Consider the following 21,244-nt stretch of genomic DNA (forward strand, 5'->3'; position numbering starts at 1 on the left):
GAGAACTTCGTGTGGTCGCTGAACCGTGGCGGCGCCGGGTGCGTAAACCATCCCCAACGGCCCCTCACACCACGGGAGTAACACATGACGACCACCCCGCAGCGTACGAACGAGGACGAACCGGACACCACCCAGCCCGCCGCCTCCCACCCTGCGCGCCGCACGGTCCTCGCCGGCGCCGGTGTCGCCGGTGTGGCCGCCGTGCTCGCGGCGTGCTCCAGTGCGGGCGGCGGGAGTACCGACTCCGCTCCGCCGTCCCAGGGGAGCGGGGACGGCGCCCAGAGCGGAGCGCCGAGCAGTGCGCCCAGCGGCGCGCAGGCGCAGGGCGCGGGCACGGTGCTCGGCCCCGTCTCGGACGTGCCGGTCGGCGGCGGCAAGGTGTACTCGGCGGAGAAGGTCGTCGTCACCCAGCCGACCGCCGGAACGTACAAGTGCTTCACGGCCGTCTGCACGCACCAGGGCTGCACGGTGAACAGCGTCTCCGGTGGCACCATCAACTGCCCGTGCCACGGCAGCCAGTTCCACATCGCCGACGGCTCGGTCGCGGGCGGCCCGGCGCCGAGTCCCCTCGCGGCCGAGAAGATCAGCGTCAGCGGCGGGCAGATCACGCTGACCTGACGGTCGGATGAGAACCCCGTTCCACTTCCGGGGGACGCCCGCGCGTCCCCCGGAGTCCCGCGCCGCATGCCACGGCCGGGTGGTCGGCCTCCGCGCAGGGGAACCGGCTGACGAGGCGTCATACACGTGCAACGGGGTTCCCGGTACGATGGCGGCGTGTCCAAGGTAGACCTGTCACCGAGGCCCGTCGAGACCATGTCTCCTCGCCAGCTGGAACGCCGGAAGCACCTGATCGACGCAGCTCTGACCCTGGTCTCCGAGACCGGTGTGGAGCGGCTGCAGATGAAGCAGGTCAGTGAGCGCTCCGGGGTCGCCCTCGGGACGACGTACCGCTACTTCTCCTCGAAGGACCATCTCCTGGCCGCCGCGGCGTCCGACTGGCGGGCCAAGCTGATGGACGATCTCGCCGCGGAGCTGCGCGGCTCGGTCCCGCCCACGCGCGGCAGCGACCGCGTCGTCCGCTTCGTCCGCCGCGGCATGCGCGCGTTCCAGCGGCAGCCCAACCTCGCCCGGCTCCTGGTCACCGTCACGGTGTCCACCGATCCGTTCGCCAGCGAGGTCGTCGACGCGATGGCGGCGACGGGCCGCGCCTCCCTGCTCGCCCTCATGCCGGACGTCCCGCCCGCGGCGCGGGAGGTGGTCCCCCACCTCATCGACGCGGCGTGGCAGAGCGAACTGGTCGCCTGGGTCACCGGCCGCAGCACGCTGGCGGACGCCTTCGCCCGCCTCGAGGAGGTCATCCGCCTCGTCCTGGCGCCGTACGGCGCGGGCTCGATGGCCGTCTGAAAGCGGGCTGCGCCGTACGGCGCGGGCTCGATGGCCGTCTGAAAGCGGGCTGCGCCGTACGGCGCGGGCTCGACGGCGATCTGGGGACGTGGGCGCGGCAGACCGTCAGGTTCGGCCTGCGCAGGACGCGAGGCGGTCGGCGAGGGCGGCGACGAGCTCGCGCAGTTCGGCGGGGCGCTCGATGACGAACGGCCGGTCGAGCGAGGCGAGGAGCGGCGGCAGCCAGTCGAGCCGCTCCGCGCGCAGTTCCACGCGCAGCCAGCGCTCGGCCGCCGGGTCCCCGCTCGGCGCGGGCTCGTGCTCCTGCCCGTGCCCGTGGTCGTGTTCCGTCACGGTTGCGACGCTTGCGGGAAGGCGCGCGCGGATCTGCTGGACCGTCCCGTGGATCCGCAGGGTCACCGCGTGCCGGTAGTCGGCCGTCGCGAACCCTGACAGCACACGCTCGGCCGGGCTCGGTCCCTCGGGCGGTTCGAAGGAGCCGGGCAGCGTCCGCGCGTCCGCGATGCGGTCGAGCCGGAAGGTCCGCTCCTCGCCGGCCCCCGCGTCCTCGCCCGTCACGTACCACCGGCCCGCGTGGGCGACGATCCCGTAGGCGTGCAGCGTGCGTTCGCTGCGGCGTCCGTCGCGGTCGGTGTAGCGGACCGAGACCGGTCGGCGGTGGCGCACCGCGTCGGCGACGGTGAGCAGGACCTCGGTGTCCGGGGCGTCCCCGGCCCCGAACCCGCCGGGCCGGTCCGTGAAGTCGAGAGCTTCCAGCAGGGCGTCGAGCCGCCGGGCGATGTGCCCCGGCAACACCCTGCGGATCTTCGCCGACGCCGTCTCGTTCGCGGTGAGCTGGGCCGGCGCCAGCCCCGCCCGGCGGCCGGCGACCAGGCCGAGCAGTACGGCCAGCGCCTCCTCGTCGCCGAGCATCAGCGGAGGCAGGCGGTAACCGCGTCCGAGCCGGTATCCGCCGTACCGTCCGCGCACCGACTCCACGGGCACGTCCAGGTCGATCAACTGGTCCACGTACCGCCGCACGGTGCGCCCTTCGACGCCGAGCCGGTCGGCGAGCTCGGCCACGGTACGGGTGCCGCCCGACTGCAGCAGCTCCAGGAGTGTCAGCACGCGGCCGGTGGGTCGGGACATGTTCCAAGCCTAGCCCGAATACCGGACCGATTCTGTCCGGTATCTCTCCTAACCTGCGAAGCGCAACGCCTCCAGCCAAACCGAGGAGATCCCATGGACTTCGTCTCGATCCGCATCATCACCGGCGACGTGGCACGCCTCGTCGACTTCTACGAGCGGGCCACGGGTGCCCGGGCGACGTGGGCCACCGAGGACTTCGCCGAACTCACGACCGCCGGCGCGACCCTCGCGATCGCCGGCACCCGCACGGTCCCGCTCTTCGCCCCGGGCTCCGCCCGCCCGGCGTCCAACCACACCGTGATCACCGAGTTCCTGGTCGACGACGTGGACCGCGTCCACCGGAACCTGAAGGACTTCGTCACCGACTTCGTGACCGAGCCCACCACGATGCCCTGGGGCAACCGCTCCTTGCTCTTTCGCGACCCGGACGGCAACCTCGTCAACTTCTTCACCCCGGTCACCCCGGCGGCCATCGAGAAGTTCACCCGCCGACGTGACGCCTAGCGGGCCGCGCCCTCCGCGGCGTAGACGCGTTCGGCGCGGCGGAGGGCGGTGCGGAGGTGGGCGGGGTCGGTGAGGAATCCGCTGCCGTCCGGGGGGATGAGCCAGTGGTAGGGGCCGTGGGAGACGCGGGGGAAGGGGACGCGGAGCGGCTGGCCGCGGCCGGCGGCGGTGACGCCGCGGATGGGCGGGGACCAGCTCGCGGCCGTGCCCACCGGGACGAGGACGGAGACGAGGCGCTCCGCGACGGCGCACAGGGCTGGGCCGGCGTCGCCGGCGAGGCGCAGGCGGTCGAGCGCCTCGAGGCCCAGCTCCAGCTCGGCGCGGACGACGTCCCAGACGACGCCCACGGCCAGCTCGGCGCTGCCGTCGGGGCGGCCGTTCCATTCGGCCAGGGTCGAACCGGGAACGGGCGCTGCGCGCAGCAGCCAGCCGATCGCCCGCGAGCTGTCCGCCATGGCAGGAGGGTAGGGCCTGCCCCCCGCGAGACGCACTCCGATTGCGCGTTATTGCGAATCTCGTCCCAGTTGCGGCGGAACGGACGCGTCAATCACCTCGTCGGACTGTCCGCACTCCGCCAGGACGGAGGAGACGATCGCGCGCGCCGCCGAGCCGTAGCGCGCCACGGTGACGTAACGGTCGAACACCCGCCGGTACAGGGCGATCTCGCTCTCCTCGAAGACGTTGACCTCGGCCGTCCAGGTCTCCACCTGGACCAGCCGGTCGTCGAAGATCCAGAACGAGTGCAGGGGGGCCAGCGGAAGCGTCGCGGTGTCGGGGATGACCCCGAGGCGGACGCCCGGCAGCGACGCCACCGCCAGCAGCCGGTCGAGCTGGCCGCGGTGCGCCTCGGGCGGGCAGAGCCGGGCGCGCAACGCGGCTTCGGTCAGCACGAAGTGGAACTCGTGGCCCGCGTGGTAGAGGACGCGCTGACGCTCCATCCGGGCCTCCACCGCCTGCGGGACGTCGTCGGGCGTGCCCTGCAGGGCGACGAGCGCGGTGAACAGCGAGCGTGCGTATCCGGCGGTCTGCAGCAGGCCGGGGACCATGCCGGGCTCGAAGACGCGCAGCACGGTGGTGGCCCGGTCCAGCTCCATGCCGACCCGCTGGCGCGGGGCGTGGCCGGCCCGCAGCGAGCGGCGCCAGGTGACGTAGTGGCTGTCCAGGGCCTGGAGGCGGGCGGTGAGTTCGGCGGCGGCGTCCGGCTGGCCGCAGGCGCGGGACCAGGCGGCGAGGTCGGCGTTGGTCGGGGTCTGCCGGCCGTGCTCGATCCGGGAGACCTTGGACGGGGCCCAGCCGAGCCGTTCGGCGAGCTCCTTGCCGTTGAGGCCGGCGTCCCGGCGCAGGCGGTGCAGCCAGGCGCCCAGCGCCTCGCGTTCGCGCTGAAAGTCCGTCATGAAGCCGCCGCCCCTCCCGAACGCCCTCCCGGGACTCGGCGGCCTCGCCTCCCGGGCCCGCGCCCGGCTCGGCGCTCAGCCCAGGAAGGTCAGCAGCTCCCGCGGGATCTCGACCGCGTCCTCCCCGGGCAACAGATCCCGCAGCTGCTCGCGCGCGTGCGGATCGGTGACCGCGTACCCCTGGACGACCAGGGTGCCCCGGTCGGTCGCGTAGAGGGTGGGGCAGTTGCCGTTGTTCGAGGTGGTCCCGAGGAAGGTGAGCCGCATGGTCAGGGGGATCCCTTGGCAGGTGCGTTCAGTGACAATTGCTAGCACTCCCATGACAGAGCGCGCAAGCAGAGTGACACACCGTAAGATGCGTGAGGCGGATACAAGGCGCGCGCCTCCGGGAAAGCGCCCCTCACCCACCGTTCAGCGGAGCGTCCAGCGCGAAGGCCGCATTGACCAGCGCGACGTGGGTGAACGCCTGCGGCGCGTTCCCGAGCTGGCGACGCGCCGCCGGGTCCCACTGCTCGCTGAGCAGTCCGAGCTCGCCACCGACCGCGACGGTGCGGTCGAACACCTCGGCGGCCTCCTCCGAGCGCCCCCCGAGCGCCAGCGCCTCGGCCAGCCAGAAGCTGCACGCGAGGAACGCGCCCTCGCCGCCGGGCAGGCCGTCGGCGGTCGTGGCGGGGTCGTAGCGGCGGACGAAGCCGTCGAGGTCGAGCTCGTCGCGGATCGCGTCCACGGTCCGCGCGACGCGCGGGTCGTCGGCGGGCAGGAAGCCGCACTGCGCGAGCAGCAGGGTCGCGGCGTCCAGGCCGTCTCCGCCGTAGGCCTGGACGAAGACGCCGCGCCGCGCGTCGTAGCCCTGGGCGCAGACGTCGGCGTGGACGGCGTCGCGCAGCGCCCGCCACTCGGCGAGCGGCGCGGGCAGCCCGGTGGCCTCGGCCATCCGGACGGCGCGGTCCGCCGCCACCCAGCACATGACCTTGGAGTGGGTGAAGTGCCGCTTGCCGCCGCGCATCTCCCACAGACCCTCGTCGGGCTCGCGCCAGCGCCCGGCGACGGTGGCCATCAGGGACCGGAACAGGCTCCAGACCTGGCGCTCCATGGGGATCCCGGCGTCCAGCGCCCGGTGCAGCATGTCGGCGACCTCGCCCTGGATGTCGAGCTGCACCTGCCCGACGGCGGCGTTGCCGATCCTGACGGGCCGCGAGCCGTCGTAGCCGGGCAGCCAGTCGGCTTCGGTCTCGGGCATCGCCCGCTCCCCCGCGACGCCGTAGAGGGCCTGCACGCCCGAGCGCTCTCCGGCGATGGCCCGCAGCAGCCAGCGCCTCCAGGAAGCGGCCTCCTCGCGGTAGCCGCCGCGCAGCAGCGCGGCGAGGGTGAGGCTGGCGTCGCGCAGCCAGCAGTAGCGGTAGTCCCAGTTGCGGGGTCCGCCGAGCCACTCCGGCAGGGAGGTGGTGGGGGCGGCGACGATGCCGCCGGTCGGCGCGTAGCTGAGGGCCTTGAGCGTCAGCAGCGAGCGCAGCACGGGCGCACGCCAGGGCCCCCGGTAGCGGCAGCGGGCGGACCAGCCCTCCCAGCCATCCAGGGTCTGCTGCAGGCTGCGTTCGGGGTCGAAGCGGCGGGCGGCGGCCAGGTGCGAGGGCTGCCAGGTCAGCGTGAACGCGACGCGCTCCCCGGCGGCGACGGTGAAGTCCGAGCGGGTGCAGCCGTCGGCGCCCTCGCCGGCGCCGTAGGTGTGCACCCCGGGCGGGACGGAGAGCCAGGCGGCGTCCGGTCCGGCGACCGCGACGCGGTGGTGGCCGGTACGCCGCACCCACGGGACGACCCGGCCGTAGTGGAACCGGACCCGCAGGCTGCCGCGCATCGCGACGCTGCCGTCCACGCCCTCGACGAGGCGGACCAGGCGCGGCGGCTCGCCGTCGCGGGTCGGGGGCCGCTGCGGCATGAAGTCGAGCACCCGGGCCTCGCCGGTCGGGGTGCGCCAGCGGGTCTCCAGGACGAGGGTGTCGCCGAGGTAGCGGCGGCCCGCGGGACGCGCGCCGTGGTCGGCGGGGGCGAGGGACCAGTGGCCGTGCCGCTCCTCGCCGAGGAGGGCGGCGAAGCAGGACGGCGAGTCGAAGCGGGGCAGGCAGAGCCAGTCGACGGAGCCGTCCGCCCCCACGAGGGCGGCCGTGCCCAGGTCTCCGAGAAGCGCGTAGTCCTCGATCCGTCCCGCCATCAGTCCCGTCCCGCCCGTACGTCGACGACCGGCGCCACGCCATCTGGGGGCGGGTTCGAGGAGAGCCGGGATCGATCCCGTGCGAAGTACCGCCGCTTTTGCGCCATTTGTCATAACATGGTGCCTCGCAGCCCCGGTATGTCGCTACCGTTGCCGCTCCCAACCGGGAAGGAGCGCACCCGTGGCCGGTCACACCTGGCAGACCTGGTCGCCCAGCTGGGTCGATCTGGAGACGCCGAACGCCGCGCGCGTCTACGACTACTACCTCGGCGGGAGCCACAATTTCGAGGCCGACCGGCGGATGGCGCGCCAGGCCATGGAGCAGTGGCCGGACCTGCCGAAGATCATGCAAGCCAACCGGGCCTTCCTGCGCCGTTCGGTGCACTATCTGGCAGCCGGCGGCTTCACCCGCTTCCTGGACATCGGCTCCGGCATCCCGACCCTCGGCCCCGTGCACGAGGTGGCGCGGGAGCTCCAGCCGGACGCGCGGGTCGTCTACGTGGACCGCGATCCGGTCGCGGTGGCCCACAGTCAGCTGATGCTGGAGGAGGACCTGCTCAGCCGCGTCGTGCAGGCCGACCTGACCGAGCCGGACGAGCTGCTGGCCCAGCCGGACGTCGCGGCCCTGCTCGAACCCGGCGAGCCGGTGGCGCTGCTGCTGGTCGCGGTGCTGCACTTCGTGCCGGACAGGCTGCACCCGCACGCCCTGGTGGCGCGGCTGCGTGACGCGCTGCCGCCGGGCAGCGCGATGGTGCTGTGCCACGCCTGCCGCGAGGGCCGCCCGGACCAGGTCGGCCCGCACCAGGACATCTACGCCCGCACCCGGACGCCGCTGACGATGCGCGGCCGCGAGGAGATCGGGCGCTTCTTCGACGGCTTCAGGCTGATCGATCCGGGCCTGGTCTACCTGACGCAGTGGCGCCCGGACACCCCTGAAGCGGTGGGGCCGCATCCGGAGCGGCTTCCGGGCTTTGTCGGTGTGGGACTGCTGCCGTGACCGCCGACCCGCAGGGACCCGCCCCTCCGCCCGATCCGCCGGAAGCAGGAAAGGCCCGGGCGGCACCGGAGGCCGCGTCTCCCCGGGAGACGGCGCGGGAGTCCGCGCAGACGTTCCCCGAGCGCTGGACCGCCATGCTGCGGCGGCACGGCACCTCGCTGCACCCGACCAAGGTCACGGCGCTGGGCGCGCGGACCGCCGCGATGATCTGCGAGGGACGGCCGGCCTCGGCTGCGACCACCCTGGTCGGCGCGCACTTCACCGACCCGGACCTGCTGGTCGAGGCGGTGGGGCTGTTGCGCAGGGCCCCGTCGTCGCAGACGGGCGACCCGGCCGGGGCCTTCGCCGCCGCCTGGGCGATCGCGCTGCGCGAGCGGACGCTGCGCCAGCAGGAGACCATCCGCACGGCGGCCGACGTCGCCCGTCGCGAGGCCGAGCAGGCGCTGCACGCCTCCGAGGCGCGGTTCCGCGCCCTGTTCGAGCACGCGGCCGTCGGCATCGGGGTGGGCAGCGTCGAGGGCGAGATCCTGGCCGCCAACCGCTCGCTGCTGGAGATGTTCGGTGCTCGGCTGGAGGACCTGCGCGGCCGCGCGGTCACCGAACTGGTGCACCCCGAGGACACCCCCGAGATCTGGCAGGCCTACGAGGACCTGATCGGCGGCAAGCGGGAGAGCTTCCAGTGCGACAAGCCGTACTACCGGCAGGACGGCGAGGTGGTCTGGACGCACCTGACCGTCTCACTGATCCGCGACGAGGACGGCACGCCGCGCTACCAGGTGGCCATGCTGGAGGACATCACCGACCGCTACCGCCTCCAGGAGCGGCTGCACCACCAGGCCACCCACGACCCGCTGACCGGCCTGCCCAACCGGGCGGCGTTCTTCGAACGCCTGGAGGAGCTGTTCGCGACGGCCGCGCCGGGGGCGCACTTCGGCCTGTGCTACATCGACCTGGACCGGTTCAAGATCGTCAATGACTCGCTGGGCCACGCCACCGGCGACCAGCTGCTCGTCGAGGTCGCCGGACGGCTGGCGACGGCGCTCGGCCCGCTCGGCCACACCGTGGCCCGCCTCGGCGGCGACGAGTTCGTCGTGTTGCTGGAGCACTGCGACGGCGAGCACGACGCCGTGGCCGCCGCCCGCACGGTGCTGGGCGCGCTGCGCGAGCCGATCCTCATCGACGGCCACAAGCTGGCGATCGGCGCCAGCGTCGGCGTGCTGGAACGGCCCGTCGGCACGATCACCCCGGGCGCGGCGGTACGTGCCGCCGACCTGACGCTCTACCGGGCCAAGGAGGCGGGCGGCGCCCGCTGGACCCTCTACGACGCCCGCACCAACGCCGAGGCCGTCAGCCGCTACACCGTCTCGGTGCGGATGCCGATGGCTTTGGACCGCGGCGAGTTCTTCCTGGAGTACCAGCCGCTGTGCGCGCTCACCGACGGCTCGCTGGCCGCCGTGGAGGCGCTGGTGCGCTGGCGGCACCCGCTGCTGGGCATCCTGCAGCCGGACGAGTTCGTCCCGGCCGCCGAGGAGACCGGCCTGATCCTGCCGCTCGGCCGGTGGATCCTCAGCCAGGCCTGCGCCCAGGCGGCGGACTGGCAGCGCCGCTACGGCAGGCTGGCCCCGCAGGTCAACGTCAACATCACCGCGCGTCAGGCGCGGAACAAGGGCCTGGTCGCCGACATCGGGCGGATCCTGGCCGACACCAACCTCGAACCAGGCCTGCTGCAACTGGAGATCACCGAGAGTACCGCGCTCGGCCCGCGTGACGAGTCGCTGCGCGTGCTGAACGCCCTGGTGGACAAGGGCATCACGCTGGCCGTCGACGACTTCGGGACCGGCTGGTCCAACCTCGCCTACCTGCGTGACCTTCCGCTGTCCGGCCTCAAGCTGTCGAGCTCGTTCATCGGCGAGCCGTCCGGCGAGCCGGTGCCGGACTCGGACGTCGCCTGGCGCATCATCGGCGGCCTCGCCGACCTGTCCCGCAGCCTGGGACTGACGCTGACGGCGGAGGGTGTGGAGACGCGCGAGACCGCCGAGCGGCTGCGCGCGCTGGGCTGCGACTGGGGGCAGGGCTGGTACTTCGGCCGTCCGGTCACGCCGGAACAGCTGGAGGAGCTGTTCCTGGCGAATCACTAGAAAAGCCGCAAATTGCATAAAACCCGGTTAAATAACCTTGACTTCCGGCCTTCGAGCTGACGATGATGTTCCCCTGGCAGTTGTTGGCACGGGTCTTTGACCCGACCGTGATCGACTGCCGACGTGGTGGTCGACGCTTCACGCGTCCAGATCGACCGGCGGCACGGGGGCGAGGCTCGGGGGCGGGCTTCGGAGCCAGGGCTGGGGCACTCCGCCGATGCGATCGTTCCTGACCTCGTGCGGGCCGCAGGCCCGCGCAGCGGTGACGCACGCCCTGATGGCGCATGCCCCGCCGCCCTCCGGAGGGCATCTCCGATGAGTACCGGCAAGCCCCTGACCATGCCCCCGATCCCCCGCAGCGCCGCCGACGGAGTGCCCCTGCGCCGTGCGACGGACCGACCGCGGACCCGATCCACCGTCAGCCTGGTCATCCCCGCCTACAACGAGGCGCGCAACATCCCCTGGGTCTTCCAGGAGATCCCACGCTGCGTGGACGAAGTGCTCCTGATCGACGGCGACTCCCACGACGCGACGGAGCGGATGGCCCGGCTGTGCCGGCCCGCCACACGCATCCTGCGCCAGGACGCGCCCGGCAAGGGCAGCGCACTGCGCACCGGCTTCCTCGCGGCCCGCTGCGACTACGTGGTGATGCTCGACGCCGACGGCAGCATGTGGCCCGGAGAGATCCCGCACTACATCCACTTCCTGGACAACGGCTACGACTTCGTCAAGGGCTCGCGCTACATCGCGGGCGGCGGTTCCCAGGACCTCACCACGATCCGCTCGTTCGGCAACAAGGTGCTGGTCGCCGCCACCAACCTGCTCTACGACGCCGCACTGACCGACCTGTGCTACGGGTTCTGCGCCTTCCGGCGCAGCTTCCTGGACGAACTCGACCTGCATGCGCCCGGGTTCGAGATCGAGACGGAGATGGTGGCGCACGCACTGCGCTCGGGCCTGCGCGTCGCAGAGGTCCCGAGCCTGGAACTCCCCCGCCGCGCAGGCCGGTCGCACCTGCACGCGCTCTCGGACGGCCGACGCGTGCTGCGTACCCTGCTCGCCGAACGACCGAGGACCACCGAAGGCGTTCGACGACCGGTCGGCGCGGCGGCGGGAACGGGGGAAACCCGATGAGAGGCCACGACCGGCGCTCCGCAGCAGCCTGTCCCTGCCTTGCCGCACGCTATCTGCGCTACACCCCCGTCCGGGTCGTGGAACTGGAGCTGGACCGGCCGCAGGAGCTGCGCGCGCCGGGCGGCCTGGGTCCCGTCGTCCCGAGCGGACGCGTGTCGGCGCTGGTGCGACTGCACGGACACCCGCTCGGGCTGGTCCAGGCCGACGGCGCACCCGGCGATCCGGCCGGGCTCCGCCGGGCGCTGGTCGCCGCCGCCCATCGCGAACTGACCGTCCCTGAACAACGCCGCCCGGAACAACGCCGCCCGGAGGCCTCCAGGCCCCAGGCGACCGTCAGCGTCGTCGTCGCCACCCACAACAGGCCCGACTCACTGCGCCGCTGCCTGGACTCGCTGCTCCGCACGCGCTACCCGGGCCTGGAGGTGCTGGTCGTCGACAACGCGCCCGCCACCGCCGAGGCGCGGGAACTGGTCCTGACGCGGTATCCGCCCCAGGTCCGCTACCTGCGCGAGCCCGTCGCCGGGCTGGCCCGCGCGCACAACCGCGGTCTCGCCGCCGCGCACGGCGCGGTGGTGGCGTTCACCGACGACGACACCATGGTCGACCCGCGCTGGCCGGTCGCCCTCGCCGACGCCTTCGCGACGGACCGTTCGGTCGGCTGCGTCACCGGTCTGATCCTCCCGGCCGAGCTGGAGACGCCCGCCCAGGCCGCGCTCGAGGCGCACGGCGGCTACGCCAAGGGCTTCGCGCCGCGCCGCTGGTCGATCGGCGAACCGCCGACGGGCGAGCCCCTCTTCCCGTTCGCCAGCGGCCGGTTCGGCTCCGGCGCGAACATGGCGTTCCGCACCTCGTTGCTGCGCCGCCTCGGAGGATTCGACCCGGCGACCGGCACCGGCACCCCGGCCCGCGGCGGCGACGACCTGCTCGCCTTCTTCCGCGTACTGACCTCGGGCGCGTCCCTGGTCTACCAGCCGGACGCGATCGTCTGGCACCACCACCGCCGCACCCTGGACGCGGTCCCCGCGCAGGCGTTCGGCTACGGGGTCGGCTTCGGCGCCTATCTCGCGGCCGCAGTGCGGCACCAACCGGCAGCGCTGCCAGCGCTGTTGAGAATCCTGCCGCGCGGCGTCGGGGTGGCCCTGCGGGGCACCGGCCGACGCGCCGCGCCGAGCCCGCCCGTCGCCGGGGCGAGCCCGGCGGAGCTGGCCCGGCTGCAGCTGCGCGGGCTCGCCTACGGCCCCATCGGCTATCTGCGCAGCGCCCTCCAGGACCGGTACGGCGACAAGTCCGGCTCAGGCCGGGCCCGGACCGGGAGCCGGAGGCGGGGACGGGACGGCGGGCGTCGGCGCCTGCCGACGACAACGACGAGGACGGTGAGACCAGGTGCGGCCGGCCTGCGGCGCTGACCCGGCAGCCGCGCCCACGCTCTCGGTGGTGATCTGCTGCTACACCACCGACCGCTGGGACGACGTGCGCGCCGCCGTCGCCTCCGTGGCGGCCCAACGGCCGCCCGTGCTGGAGACCGTGGTGGTCGTGGACCACTGTCCCGCCCTGGAGCGGCTGGTACGGGAGCAGCTCGCGGACGGGACGCGTGTACGGGCCGTGGCGAACGCGGAACGCCGCGGCCTGTCCGGCGCGCGCAACACCGGGGTGGCCGAAGCCCACGGGGAGGTGGTGGCCTTCCTGGACGACGACGCCGCGGCGGAGCCCGGCTGGGCGGCGGCGATCCTGGCGGGCTACGCACGCGGGGCCGGCGTGCTCGGCGTCGGCGGGGCCGTGCTGGCCCGCTGGGAGGGCGAGCGCCCCCACTGGTTCCCGCCGGAGTTCGACTGGGTGGTCGGCTGCTCCTACCGCGGTGGTCCCGAAACCGCCACGGCCGTGCGGAACTTCATCGGCGCGAACATGTCCTTCCGCCGCGCCGCCCTGCAGGCGGCAGGGGGCTTCCGCACCGACCTCGGCCGGGTCGGCACCCGTCCGCTGGGCTGCGAGGAGACCGAGCTGTGTCTGCGGCTCACCGCCTCGCGCCGCGACGCGGAGCTGCTGCACCGGCCGGACGCCGTCGTCCGCCACCACGTGCCGCCGCAACGCGGGACCTGGCGCTACTTCCTGACCCGCTGCTACGGCGAGGGCCTGTCGAAGGCCGCCGTCACCGCCCGCACCGGCGCCTCCCGGGCACTGGCGAGCGAGCGCGCCTACCTGCGCCGTACCGTGCCGCTCGCCGTCACCGCCGCGCTGCGCCCCGGCCGGCAGTGGGCCCCACGCCGCGCCCTCGCCCTGGGCGCGGGCGTCTCCCTGACCGTCCTCGGCTACGCCGCGGGAACACTGCACCGGCTGCACCGGCCCGCACCGCCGGCCTCGTGGGTCACTCGCCTTCGGGCGCTCCTGGCCCGACGCGCCCTTGGGCTCGCGACCGAGCCGCCCGCGACCGCCCCGGCCGAGTCCGGTCTTCCTGTCGGCGTGGTCGCCGTCCCCGTGCTGCTGTCCGCACGGCCGGCCCCGCGTCGGCGGACAGGTGGTGGGACATGACCCCCGTGCCGGTGCTGCTCTACCACTCCGTCAGCGACTCGCCGGCGGAGTGGATCGCGCCGTTCACCGTCTCCCCCGCCGCGTTCACCGAGCAGCTGGACCGGATCGCGGACGCGGGCCTGACCGTCGTCTCGCTGCGCCGTCTGGTCTCGGCGATCCGTGGCGGCCCGGCGCTGCCCGCGCGACCTGCGGTGCTGACCTTCGACGACGGCTTCGCGGACTTCTACTGGACCGTCGCCCCGCAGCTCCAGTCGCGGGAACTGCCCGCAAGCCTGTTCGTCACGACCGGGGCCGTCCACCCGCCCGGCGGCTCCCCGTCCGGCAGCCTGCTGGGCCCGGCCGACATGCTGAACTGGCGCCAGATCGCCGGCCTGGACGCGGTCGGCATCGAGATCGGCGGCCACTCGGTCACCCACCCCCAGATGGACACCCTCACCAGCCGCGCGCTCTGTGAGGAGCTGCAGGTGTGCAAACAGGAGCTGGAGGAGGCCCTCGGCCACTCCGTCAGCAGCTTCGCCTACCCCCACGGCTACTCGAGCCCGGCGGTGCGTCGCAAGGTGCTGCGGGCCGGCTTCGACTGCGCGTGCGGGGTGGCCAACGCGTTCAGCTCGACCTCGGACGACACGCTGCGGCTGGCCCGACTGACCGTCCGCGCGGACACGACCGCCGCGACGTTCCAGGGCTGGCTCGAAGGCCGGGGCGCGCCGACCGCCCCCTTCCCGGACCGCTGGTCCACCGTCGGCTGGCGCGCCTACCGCCGTCTGCGCGCCCGACTCGGCCTGCCCGTACCGTGCTGAGCCCGGGTCCGGGTCAGACGGGCGTGTGCCATTCCCACTCGTCGGGCCCGCCGCCGCGCCACTCGACCGGACCCGGCTCGTCGAAGTGGTCCGCGTCCAGCCCGGCACGGCGCATGAACTCGGCGACGTCCGCAGGGTTGTAGGCGTGCCCCACGGCCCGGCCGAGGATGTCGACGCGCCGGAACGGCTGGTCGCCGTGCCCCACGTCGACAGGATGGACGACCACCTGGGCCGGCTGCTCTTCCGCTGACTCGGTCATCGCACCAGGCTGCCCCAGCCGCCGCCGCTCGGCACGCGCGGGACCGCCACCCGCCACTCCGCGTGACCCACCCGATCGGACGCCCCGGCGGGCACTCCCCCGCCGCCCCTGCTGAGCTGAGCGCGCTCAGCAGGAACCGAGCCAAGGAGTGCCCCATGCCGCAGAACCGCATCACCCCGCAGGACGAGGACGCCGACGCCCTCGCCATGGTGGAGGAACCGGACGCCGACGACCTGTCCGACGAGGACTTCCTCGACGACATGGACGTCGTCCTGTCGGACGAATGGCCGTAACCGTCCCCACCCCGCTGCCAAAGGCTCCCGCGCGCCCAACACGCGGGAGCCTTGTCCGTTTCTCTACAGCCCGAGGTCGGACAGGCCGGGGTGGCCGTCGGGGCGGCGGCCCAGCGGCCAGTGGTACTTGCGCTCCTCCTCGGCGATGGGCAGGTTGTTGATGCTCGCGTGACGGGCGCGCATGAGGCCGCCCTCGTCGAACTCCCAGTTTTCGTTGCCGTAGGCGCGGTGCCACTGGCCGGAGTCGTCGTGGTACTCGTAGGCGAACCGGACCGCGATGCGGTTCCTGTCGAACGCCCACAGTTCCTTGATCAGGCGGTACTCCAGCTCCTGGTTCCACTTGCGGGTCAGGAACCCGACGATCTCGTCGCGGCCGGCGACGAACTCCGCGCGGTTGCGCCACTGCGAGTCGGGGGTGTAGGCGAGGGCGACCCTCTCGGGGGCACGGGTGTTCCAGCCGTCTTCGGCCTGCCGGACCTTCGTGATCGCCGTTTCCCGGGTGAAGGGCGGGAACGGGGGACGTTGCTCGGACATGACGGGCTCCTTCGGGAGGTTCTTCGCTGTGGGCGAGAACGAGCGTTCTCGACTCTGTCCGTTACGCTATGAGAACGCTGGTTCTCACGCAAGGGGCAGAACGATGGACACCGATCTGGCACGTGAGCGGATCCTGGACGCCGCCGAAGATCTCTTCTACGCACGCGGGATCCAAGCCGTCGGCATGGACGTGATCCGCGACGCCTCAGGCGTCACGCTGCGGCGCGTCTACCAGCTGTTCCCCTCCAAGAGCGACCTCGTCGAGGCATACCTGGCCCGCAGGGACACTCGCTGGCTCCAGAGCCTGGCCGCCTACGTCGACGCCGCCGCGGGAGCCCCGGCAGAGCGGCTGGCGGCCGTCTTCGACTGGCTGGAGAACTGGTTCGCGCAGTCCGACTTCCACGGATGCGCGTTCATCAACTCCTTCGGCGAGCTGGGCGGCACATCGCCGCAGGTCGCTGCCGCGGCCCGGCGCCACAAGGACACTTTCCACGCCTACCTGCGCGAGCTGGCGACGGCTGCGGGAGCGACGGCTGACATCGGCACCCAGATCGCCCTGCTGGCCGAGGGGGCCATGACCACCGCCGCCATCTCAGGCACGCCCGCTCCAGCCCGCCAGGCCAGGCAGGCGGCGCAGACCCTGCTCACGCTCGAGACAGGCAGGGCCAAGCGCTGACCTGTGTCTGAGGCTCCTAGTGCTGCCAGACCTTCACCCACTGCACCTGCATGTCGGCCTGGTTGACGTTCGCCGGTGGGGCGTACGGGTAGCCGACGGCCAGGTTGAGGATCACTTCCATGGGCAGGGTGGGGATCTCCGCGGGGTCGGCGATCCGCCAGCGGGCGACGCCGTCGACGTACCAGGTGACGGACTTCGGCTCCCAGTCGACCCCGAAGACGTGGAACCCGGCCGGGAAGTTCACCGGGCCGAACCAGTTCTGACGCTGGGCGGCGCCGCCGTCGGACTTCTGCCAGTGGAGGGTGTTCTGCACCGCCTGGGTGGTGCCGCTGAACTCGGCGATGTCGATCTCCTGCGGGACGTTGTGCTCCGCGGGGAGCAGCCAGAACGCGGGGAACATGCCCGCCTGGGGCGGGATGCGGATGGACGCGGCGAAGTAGCCGTGCAGGAAGGTCTCGCGGGGCTGCGCGTTCCAGCTGTCGCGGCCGGTGGTGACCATGCCCGAGGTCCAGGGGTAGGTCTTGCCGTCGCTGCCCTGCGTGGGCGTGCGCTTGGCCTCCAGGTTGAGTGTGCCGTCGGCGACGGAGACCTGGCCGGGCTGGTACCACTCGAGTTCGCGGTTGCCCGCGTTGGTGCAGCCGGAGTCGTTCCAGTCGTAGCAGGTGGCCCAGTGGGCGGTGTCGAGGGAGTCGCCGCCGAAGTCGTCGGAGAAGACGAGGTTCCAGGAGCCTGAGGCCGCAGGGGTGCTGCCGGTGTTGCTCGCGGAGCTCCCCGAGGTTCCGGGCGGCGCTCCCACCACGGAGCCGCCGGACTCACCGCTCCCGGCTGCCCCGGCTGCCCCGCTGCCGGGAGAGGTGCCGCCGCAGGCCGCAGTCAGGCCCAGCAGCAGGCAGGCTGTCGCGGCCCAGAGCCGGCGGCCAACGGGCATCGGACCCACCTCCTCAGCCGGCCACGGAGCGGGGGGCCACCGCGTCGGCGTGTCCGTGAACCAGTGTGGATCGGGGGGCGACCGGTGCGGCATCCCCCGGCCGGGCGACAGTGCTGCCGGGCAGTTCGCAGGTCCGCCTGCGTGCCCCGGGCGCCGTCACCGGCCCTTGACCGCTCATCGGACCACGCTCCCCGCCCGCCCGTGCCGGTCCCGCCCGTGCCTCATCGGGCCGTGCCTCATCGGGCCGTGAGTCTCCGGAACATGCCGGTCCAGACCGTGCGCCTCCAGGCTGTGCGCGGCCGTCAGGTCGGCGTTCTCCAGCGCCAGCCGGGCGAGCCGCCGCAGGGCGCCGCGTCGGCCCGCCTCCGGCAGGGCCAGGACCGCGAGCACGGCTCGCGTCTCGTGCGGCAGCGAGGGCGGACGGCAGATGTGGCAGTGCCCCGGACGGTGGCCGAGGAGCGCGGCGACGGCGTCGGCCAGGCCGGCCTGGTAGGCGCCGGGGGCGACGTGGATGCCGGGCTCGGCCCACTTCCGTGCCTGCGCGGGCACCACGCCGTTGCGCGACCAGCGCAGCAGCGGCAGGTCGGCCGGACCTCCGCCGACCGCGAGCACCGGCGGCTCCGCGGGCTCGCCCATCAGCGCGAGCAGCGCTCGCACGCCCTCCGCTGTGTCCGCGCCGCGGGGCACGAAGTCGGTCTGCTCGGCGCCGGGCACGACGTCGAAGAGGCGAGCGAACCGACGCCCCCTCAGCAGCTCGGCGGTCTCGGCCTCGGGCAGCCCGGTGCGCCGCCCGTCCGCGCGGCGGACCGAGGCGCGCACGCACCAGTGCGACAGCGGGTCGGTCTCGTGGCCCGGTCGGGAGGCGAGCAGGACGGCCAGCCCGGCGTCGCCCTCGCCGCGCCGCGCGTCGTCGAGGACCACGCGGACGCGCCCGCTGCCCGCGTCGACGCAGGCCGCGCCGTACTCCCCCACGCCGCCCGCCATTCCGTAGGCCGCACAGCGGTCGCCCACCTCGGCGAGGGAACGGCCCGTAGCCGGCAGCGCCCGGAAGCCGTGGGCGCGCAGGGCTCGCAGGGCCATGACCCCGAGCGGGGAGGCGGCGGGAAAGCCGAGGACGTCGGTCTCCAGCACGCCGTCGACGTCGAACACGCACCACCCGCGTGGCTCGGCCGGAGCCCGCCGGTCGAGGTCGGCCAGCAGGGCGCCCGCGAGGAACCGCTGCGCGGCTCTGGCCTGCGCCCTTCGCGCCCGGGCCCGCAGCATCGGGCCGTCGGCTGCGCCCGCCCCGGCCGTGAGCCGGACCGTGTTGCGGGCCTGGACCAGCTGGAACAGGAACCAGGATGCCGGGTCGACGCGACGGCCGGTCAGCAGGGTGAAGTGGCGCAGCAGTTCCCGTTCGGCCTCGTCGTCCGGCGGGCCGTGGGCGACCGCGCCGGCCAGGTCGTAGACGGCGTCGTAGCAGGCCAGGTCGAGGTCGGCGAAGCCGCCCTCCGCCCAGTCCAGCTTGCGACCGGCGCCGTCGCGGTCCGCCGCCCAGTGCTCGGGGGCGGTGCGGCCGTCGACGAGGCACGGCTGCCGCGCGGACGCGAGCAGATGCCGCGTCAACGGCTGGACGAGCGCGGGCCGCAGCAGCACGGCGGCCCGGCCGAGCGCGGGGGCGAGCGTCCGCGCGGCGGACTCCCAGACGGGGTCGCGCCCGCCGAGCCGCCCGCTGCGGTCCTCGGGCAGCGGGAGCCTGCGCTCGCGCTCCGCCAGGTAGACGGCCAGCTCGCGCGGTTCGACGGGCTGCTGCTGACCGCCTGCGGGACCGGACAGACCGGGCGGACCGGCCGGACCGCCTGCCGGGCGGTCGCGGAGCAGCACGCCGTCGGCGAAGCCGTACACGCGCGGGACGAGCCCGTCGAGGGCCGCTGCCGTGGCCGGGGCGAGCCGTCCGAACCGGCCGACGCCGGTCCATTCGGCGCACAGGGCGAGCTCTTCGCGCACGCCGTCGCGGTGTTCGACGACGGCGTCGACGGGGACGCAGAGGTGTCGGGTGCGCGCGACCGGCCCGGGCGCAACAGCCCGCACGTCGAGCACCCGCACGCCCGTCAGCAGCCGCGGCAGCAGCGCCGCGAGCACGCGCGGCGCGAGCAGGGTCGGCACGTGCCAGGCGGATCCCGGCAGCATCACGCAGTCGTGGCGGGCCAGCCGCTCCGGGACGACGGCCGGGTCGGCGAAGCAGGCGAAGACGGGGACGATCGCGGCCGCCGGAACCCCCACGCGCTGCAGCGCGGCCGCTGCTTCGGCGAGCGCGCCGCCGGTGACCGGCGGCTCGTCCACCAGCAGCACGCGCGCGGCCGACGATGCGCCGGGAGGCGGCGGGAAGCCGGGCCGGGTCGTGGCCACGGCGACACGGCGGTACCCCAAACCGCGCAGGGCCGCTGCCAGCAGCGGCGCGAGGTAGCTGCCGGAGGTGCGGACGCCGAGCACCAGCATCGGCGGCTCCCGGGCGGGGTAGACCCGGGCGAAGCGGCGGGCCAGCTCGGCGATGTCGTTCGGGTGCTGGTCGAAGCTGCGGAAGCAGGCGGGCGGGCGCAGCAGATCCCGCCCGACGAGCCGCGCGGCGGGACCTGGCCCGGCCAGGACGCGTCCGGCGGTGACGGCTCCGGCGTCGTGTCCCAGGGCCAGGCCCGCGAGCGTCAGTGTCAGCCGCGTCGCCTCCCGGGCCCAGGCGCGCAGCGAGCGGGTCGGCGGGGCCGCCCGGTATCCCGCGCCGACGGCGTCGAGCGCGCGGGAGGCGAGGCGCAGCGCGGGACGCACCCCGGGACCTTCGGCCCCGTGTTGGGTCAGGTGGACGAGCAGACGGCGCGTCGGCCAGCTGACCCCGTCGATCCGGTCCTCGACGATCTGCGACGCCCCAGCCGACCACAGGAACGCGTCCAGCCACGCGTCCGCGGCGAGCGCCGCGCACAGACCACCCAGCGCCTCGTCCAGCGTCGCAAACGGGTCCGGCACCAAGGCGCCCGTCTGCCCGAACGAGGCCGGGGCCCCGGCCGCGCCCGTCGGGCTCGCCTCGCTCCTGGTCGGGCTCATCATCGGGCTCCCGGGAAGCCGGTCGGTACGGGGGCGTCCTCCTCCGTAGGCACTCTTCGTTCAAGGGTGCACCCCGTGACAACGCCGGGCGAGTCGAACCGGTTCACGCCGACGGCCGTCCGACCGCCGCCGACCGCCGCGTGCGGACGGCGGTCGGCGGCCGGGCTGGGCGAGTTCAGCGACGCGACGGGTCAGCGACGCGTGACGGCCGGGATCACCCCCTGCCCGTAGGCGTCGATCACGTCGTCCACTGCGTCGTGCATGGCGTAGACGGCGAACTGGTGGACGCCCAGCGCGCGCAGCCGCTCCAGCTTGGCGACGTGCTGCTCGGCGGTGCCGATCAGGCAGAACCGGTCGACGATCTCGTCCGGGACGAACGTCGTGTCCGGGTTCCCGGCGCGGCCGTGGTGGGAGTAGTCGTAGCCGTGGCGCTCCTTGATGTAGGCCGTCAGCTCGTCCGGGACCATGCCCGAGTGCTCGCCGTAGCGGGCGACCAGGTCGGCGACGTGGTTGCCGACCATGCCACCGAACCATCGGCACTGCTCGCGCGCGTGGGCGAGCTGTTCCGCGCTGCCGTCGGTGACGTAAGCGGGCGCGGCGACACAGATGGTCACCGTGTCCGGGTCGCGGCCCGCCTCCTCGGCGGCCCGGCGGACGGCCTTGACCATCCACTCCGTCAGGAACTCGTCGGCGAGCTGGAGGATGAAGCCGTCGGCCTGGCGGCCGGTCAGCTCCAGCGCCTTGGGGCCGTAGGCGCCCATCCAGATCGGGAGCTGCGCCCCCTCCCCCACCCAGGGGATGCGGATCATCGTCCCGTCGAGTTCGGCCTCCCTCCCCTCGGCGAGCTCCTTGATGACGTGCATGGCGTGCCCGAGCCGCTCCAGCGAGGCGGGCTTGCGGCCCGCGACCCGCTGTGCGGAGTCGCCGCGGCCGATGCCGCAGACGGTGCGGTTGCCGAACATGTCGTTCAGCGTCGCGAACAGGGAGGCGGTGACCTCCCAGGTGCGGGTGACGGGGTTGGTGACCATCGGGCCGACCGTCAGCCGCTCCGTGGCCGCGAGGATCTGGCTGTAGATCACGAACGGTTCCTGCCACAGCACGCAGGAGTCGAAGGTCCAGCCGTGGGTGAACCCGGCCGCCTCCGCGCGCTTCATCCGCTCGACGAGCAGACGGGCCGGGGGGTCGGTCTGGAGCACGAGGCCGATGTCCATGCGGGGCCTTTCAGTGGTGCGGTGCGGGGGGTGGTGC

General features: G+C 73.8%; 21 protein-coding genes. 11 read left to right on the top strand and 10 right to left on the bottom strand.

The genetic code is table 11. The annotated features are described in order from the left end of the window. The first annotated feature begins 84 nt into the window (after window positions 1–84). On the top strand, window positions 85–618 hold the full coding sequence (locus TR49_RS12345) for a Rieske (2Fe-2S) protein (protein WP_042380943.1): 534 nt from the start codon (window positions 85–87) through the stop codon (window positions 616–618). Window positions 619–774: 156 nt separating this feature from the next. Beyond that, window positions 775–1,404: a TetR/AcrR family transcriptional regulator gene (locus tag TR49_RS12350; protein WP_084724833.1), complete on the top strand. Its 630-nt coding sequence runs from the start codon at window positions 775–777 to the stop codon at window positions 1,402–1,404. Between the two features lie 105 nt (window positions 1,405–1,509). Here the strand turns inward: TR49_RS12350 and TR49_RS12355 are convergent, their stop codons facing one another. Then, entirely contained in the window at window positions 1,510–2,532 is a 1,023-nt protein-coding gene (locus TR49_RS12355) for a helix-turn-helix transcriptional regulator (protein WP_042380947.1), read from the bottom strand. Between the two features lie 93 nt (window positions 2,533–2,625). Between TR49_RS12355 and TR49_RS12360 the strand changes: the two genes are divergently transcribed. After that, window positions 2,626–3,036 carry a VOC family protein gene (locus TR49_RS12360; RefSeq protein WP_042380948.1) on the top strand — a complete coding sequence of 137 codons (411 nt, stop codon included), beginning with the start codon at window positions 2,626–2,628 and terminating at the stop codon, window positions 3,034–3,036. Here TR49_RS12360 and TR49_RS12365 read toward each other — a convergent pair. The 4 genes from TR49_RS12365 to TR49_RS12380 all read right to left on the bottom strand — a co-directional run bounded on the left by TR49_RS12365 (window position 3,033) and on the right by TR49_RS12380 (window position 6,753). Then, window positions 3,033–3,491 (bottom strand): hypothetical protein, encoded by a 459-nt coding sequence (locus TR49_RS12365; RefSeq protein ID WP_052434235.1) that lies wholly within the window; start codon window positions 3,489–3,491, stop codon window positions 3,033–3,035. The two genes, TR49_RS12360 and TR49_RS12365, sit on opposite strands and share 4 nt — an antisense overlap. Before the next feature lie 48 nt (window positions 3,492–3,539). Beyond that, window positions 3,540–4,430, bottom strand: coding sequence for a helix-turn-helix domain-containing protein (locus TR49_RS12370; protein WP_052434236.1), 891 nt, complete (start codon window positions 4,428–4,430; stop codon window positions 3,540–3,542). A 75-nt stretch (window positions 4,431–4,505) separates the two neighbouring features. Further along, the gene (locus TR49_RS12375) at window positions 4,506–4,697 is read right to left on the bottom strand and encodes a hypothetical protein (protein WP_042365631.1); all 192 of its coding nucleotides are present in this window, start codon (window positions 4,695–4,697) and stop codon (window positions 4,506–4,508) included. A 133-nt stretch (window positions 4,698–4,830) separates the two neighbouring features. Beyond that, window positions 4,831–6,753, bottom strand: a complete 1,923-nt coding sequence (locus tag TR49_RS12380; RefSeq protein WP_268874075.1) for a glycoside hydrolase family 15 protein — start codon at window positions 6,751–6,753, stop codon at window positions 4,831–4,833. Between the two features lie 67 nt (window positions 6,754–6,820). Here TR49_RS12380 and TR49_RS12385 point away from each other — a divergent pair, with 67 nt between their 5' ends. The 6 genes from TR49_RS12385 to TR49_RS12410 all read left to right on the top strand — a co-directional run bounded on the left by TR49_RS12385 (window position 6,821) and on the right by TR49_RS12410 (window position 14,231). Then, the gene (locus TR49_RS12385; RefSeq protein WP_042380953.1) at window positions 6,821–7,636 is read left to right on the top strand and encodes an SAM-dependent methyltransferase; all 816 of its coding nucleotides are present in this window, start codon (window positions 6,821–6,823) and stop codon (window positions 7,634–7,636) included. Further along, entirely contained in the window at window positions 7,633–9,774 is a 2,142-nt protein-coding gene (locus TR49_RS12390; RefSeq protein WP_236653337.1) for a putative bifunctional diguanylate cyclase/phosphodiesterase, read from the top strand. The genes TR49_RS12385 and TR49_RS12390 overlap by 4 nt, the downstream gene beginning before the upstream one ends. A 315-nt stretch (window positions 9,775–10,089) precedes the next feature. After that, window positions 10,090–10,908 (top strand): glycosyltransferase family 2 protein, encoded by an 819-nt coding sequence (locus TR49_RS12395; protein ID WP_042380955.1) that lies wholly within the window; start codon window positions 10,090–10,092, stop codon window positions 10,906–10,908. Next, window positions 10,905–12,314, top strand: a complete 1,410-nt coding sequence (locus tag TR49_RS12400) for a glycosyltransferase (protein ID WP_063770077.1) — start codon at window positions 10,905–10,907, stop codon at window positions 12,312–12,314. The genes TR49_RS12395 and TR49_RS12400 overlap by 4 nt, the downstream gene beginning before the upstream one ends. Further along, entirely contained in the window at window positions 12,292–13,434 is a 1,143-nt protein-coding gene (locus TR49_RS12405; protein WP_063770078.1) for a glycosyltransferase family 2 protein, read from the top strand. Before TR49_RS12400 ends, TR49_RS12405 begins: the two co-directional genes overlap by 23 nt. Next, window positions 13,431–14,231, top strand: a complete 801-nt coding sequence (locus TR49_RS12410) for a polysaccharide deacetylase family protein (RefSeq protein WP_052434238.1) — start codon at window positions 13,431–13,433, stop codon at window positions 14,229–14,231. Before TR49_RS12405 ends, TR49_RS12410 begins: the two co-directional genes overlap by 4 nt. A 13-nt stretch (window positions 14,232–14,244) precedes the next feature. Here TR49_RS12410 and TR49_RS12415 read toward each other — a convergent pair whose 3' ends face one another. Beyond that, entirely contained in the window at window positions 14,245–14,490 is a 246-nt protein-coding gene (locus TR49_RS12415; protein ID WP_042380957.1) for a hypothetical protein, read from the bottom strand. Window positions 14,491–14,645: 155 nt separating this feature from the next. Here TR49_RS12415 and TR49_RS43765 point away from each other — a divergent pair, with 155 nt between their 5' ends. Next, window positions 14,646–14,783, top strand: a complete 138-nt coding sequence (locus tag TR49_RS43765; RefSeq protein WP_160311586.1) for a hypothetical protein — start codon at window positions 14,646–14,648, stop codon at window positions 14,781–14,783. A 63-nt stretch (window positions 14,784–14,846) separates the two neighbouring features. On the opposite strand, the gene TR49_RS12420 is transcribed toward TR49_RS43765, so the two are convergent. Further along, window positions 14,847–15,317: a nuclear transport factor 2 family protein gene (locus tag TR49_RS12420; RefSeq protein ID WP_042380959.1), complete on the bottom strand. Its 471-nt coding sequence runs from the start codon at window positions 15,315–15,317 to the stop codon at window positions 14,847–14,849. 103 nt (window positions 15,318–15,420) lie between these two features. Here TR49_RS12420 and TR49_RS12425 point away from each other — a divergent pair, with 103 nt between their 5' ends. Beyond that, window positions 15,421–15,993: a TetR/AcrR family transcriptional regulator gene (locus tag TR49_RS12425; protein ID WP_042380961.1), complete on the top strand. Its 573-nt coding sequence runs from the start codon at window positions 15,421–15,423 to the stop codon at window positions 15,991–15,993. Window positions 15,994–16,009: 16 nt separating this feature from the next. Here the strand turns inward: TR49_RS12425 and TR49_RS12430 are convergent, their stop codons facing one another. The 3 genes from TR49_RS12430 to TR49_RS12440 form a co-directional block, all read right to left on the bottom strand. Beyond that, complete coding sequence (locus TR49_RS12430; RefSeq protein ID WP_042380963.1) at window positions 16,010–16,921, bottom strand: glycoside hydrolase family 16 protein; 912 nt, start codon at window positions 16,919–16,921, stop codon at window positions 16,010–16,012. Between the two features lie 174 nt (window positions 16,922–17,095). Next, window positions 17,096–19,996 carry a hypothetical protein gene (locus TR49_RS12435; RefSeq protein ID WP_152627218.1) on the bottom strand — a complete coding sequence of 967 codons (2,901 nt, stop codon included), beginning with the start codon at window positions 19,994–19,996 and terminating at the stop codon, window positions 17,096–17,098. A 191-nt stretch (window positions 19,997–20,187) separates the two neighbouring features. Further along, window positions 20,188–21,207 carry a TIGR03842 family LLM class F420-dependent oxidoreductase gene (locus tag TR49_RS12440; protein ID WP_042380969.1) on the bottom strand — a complete coding sequence of 340 codons (1,020 nt, stop codon included), beginning with the start codon at window positions 21,205–21,207 and terminating at the stop codon, window positions 20,188–20,190. Between the last annotated feature and the right edge of the window lie 37 nt (window positions 21,208–21,244).

This window comes from Streptacidiphilus melanogenes (genome assembly GCF_000787835.1).
GTDB lineage: Bacteria > Actinomycetota > Actinomycetes > Streptomycetales > Streptomycetaceae > Streptacidiphilus > Streptacidiphilus melanogenes.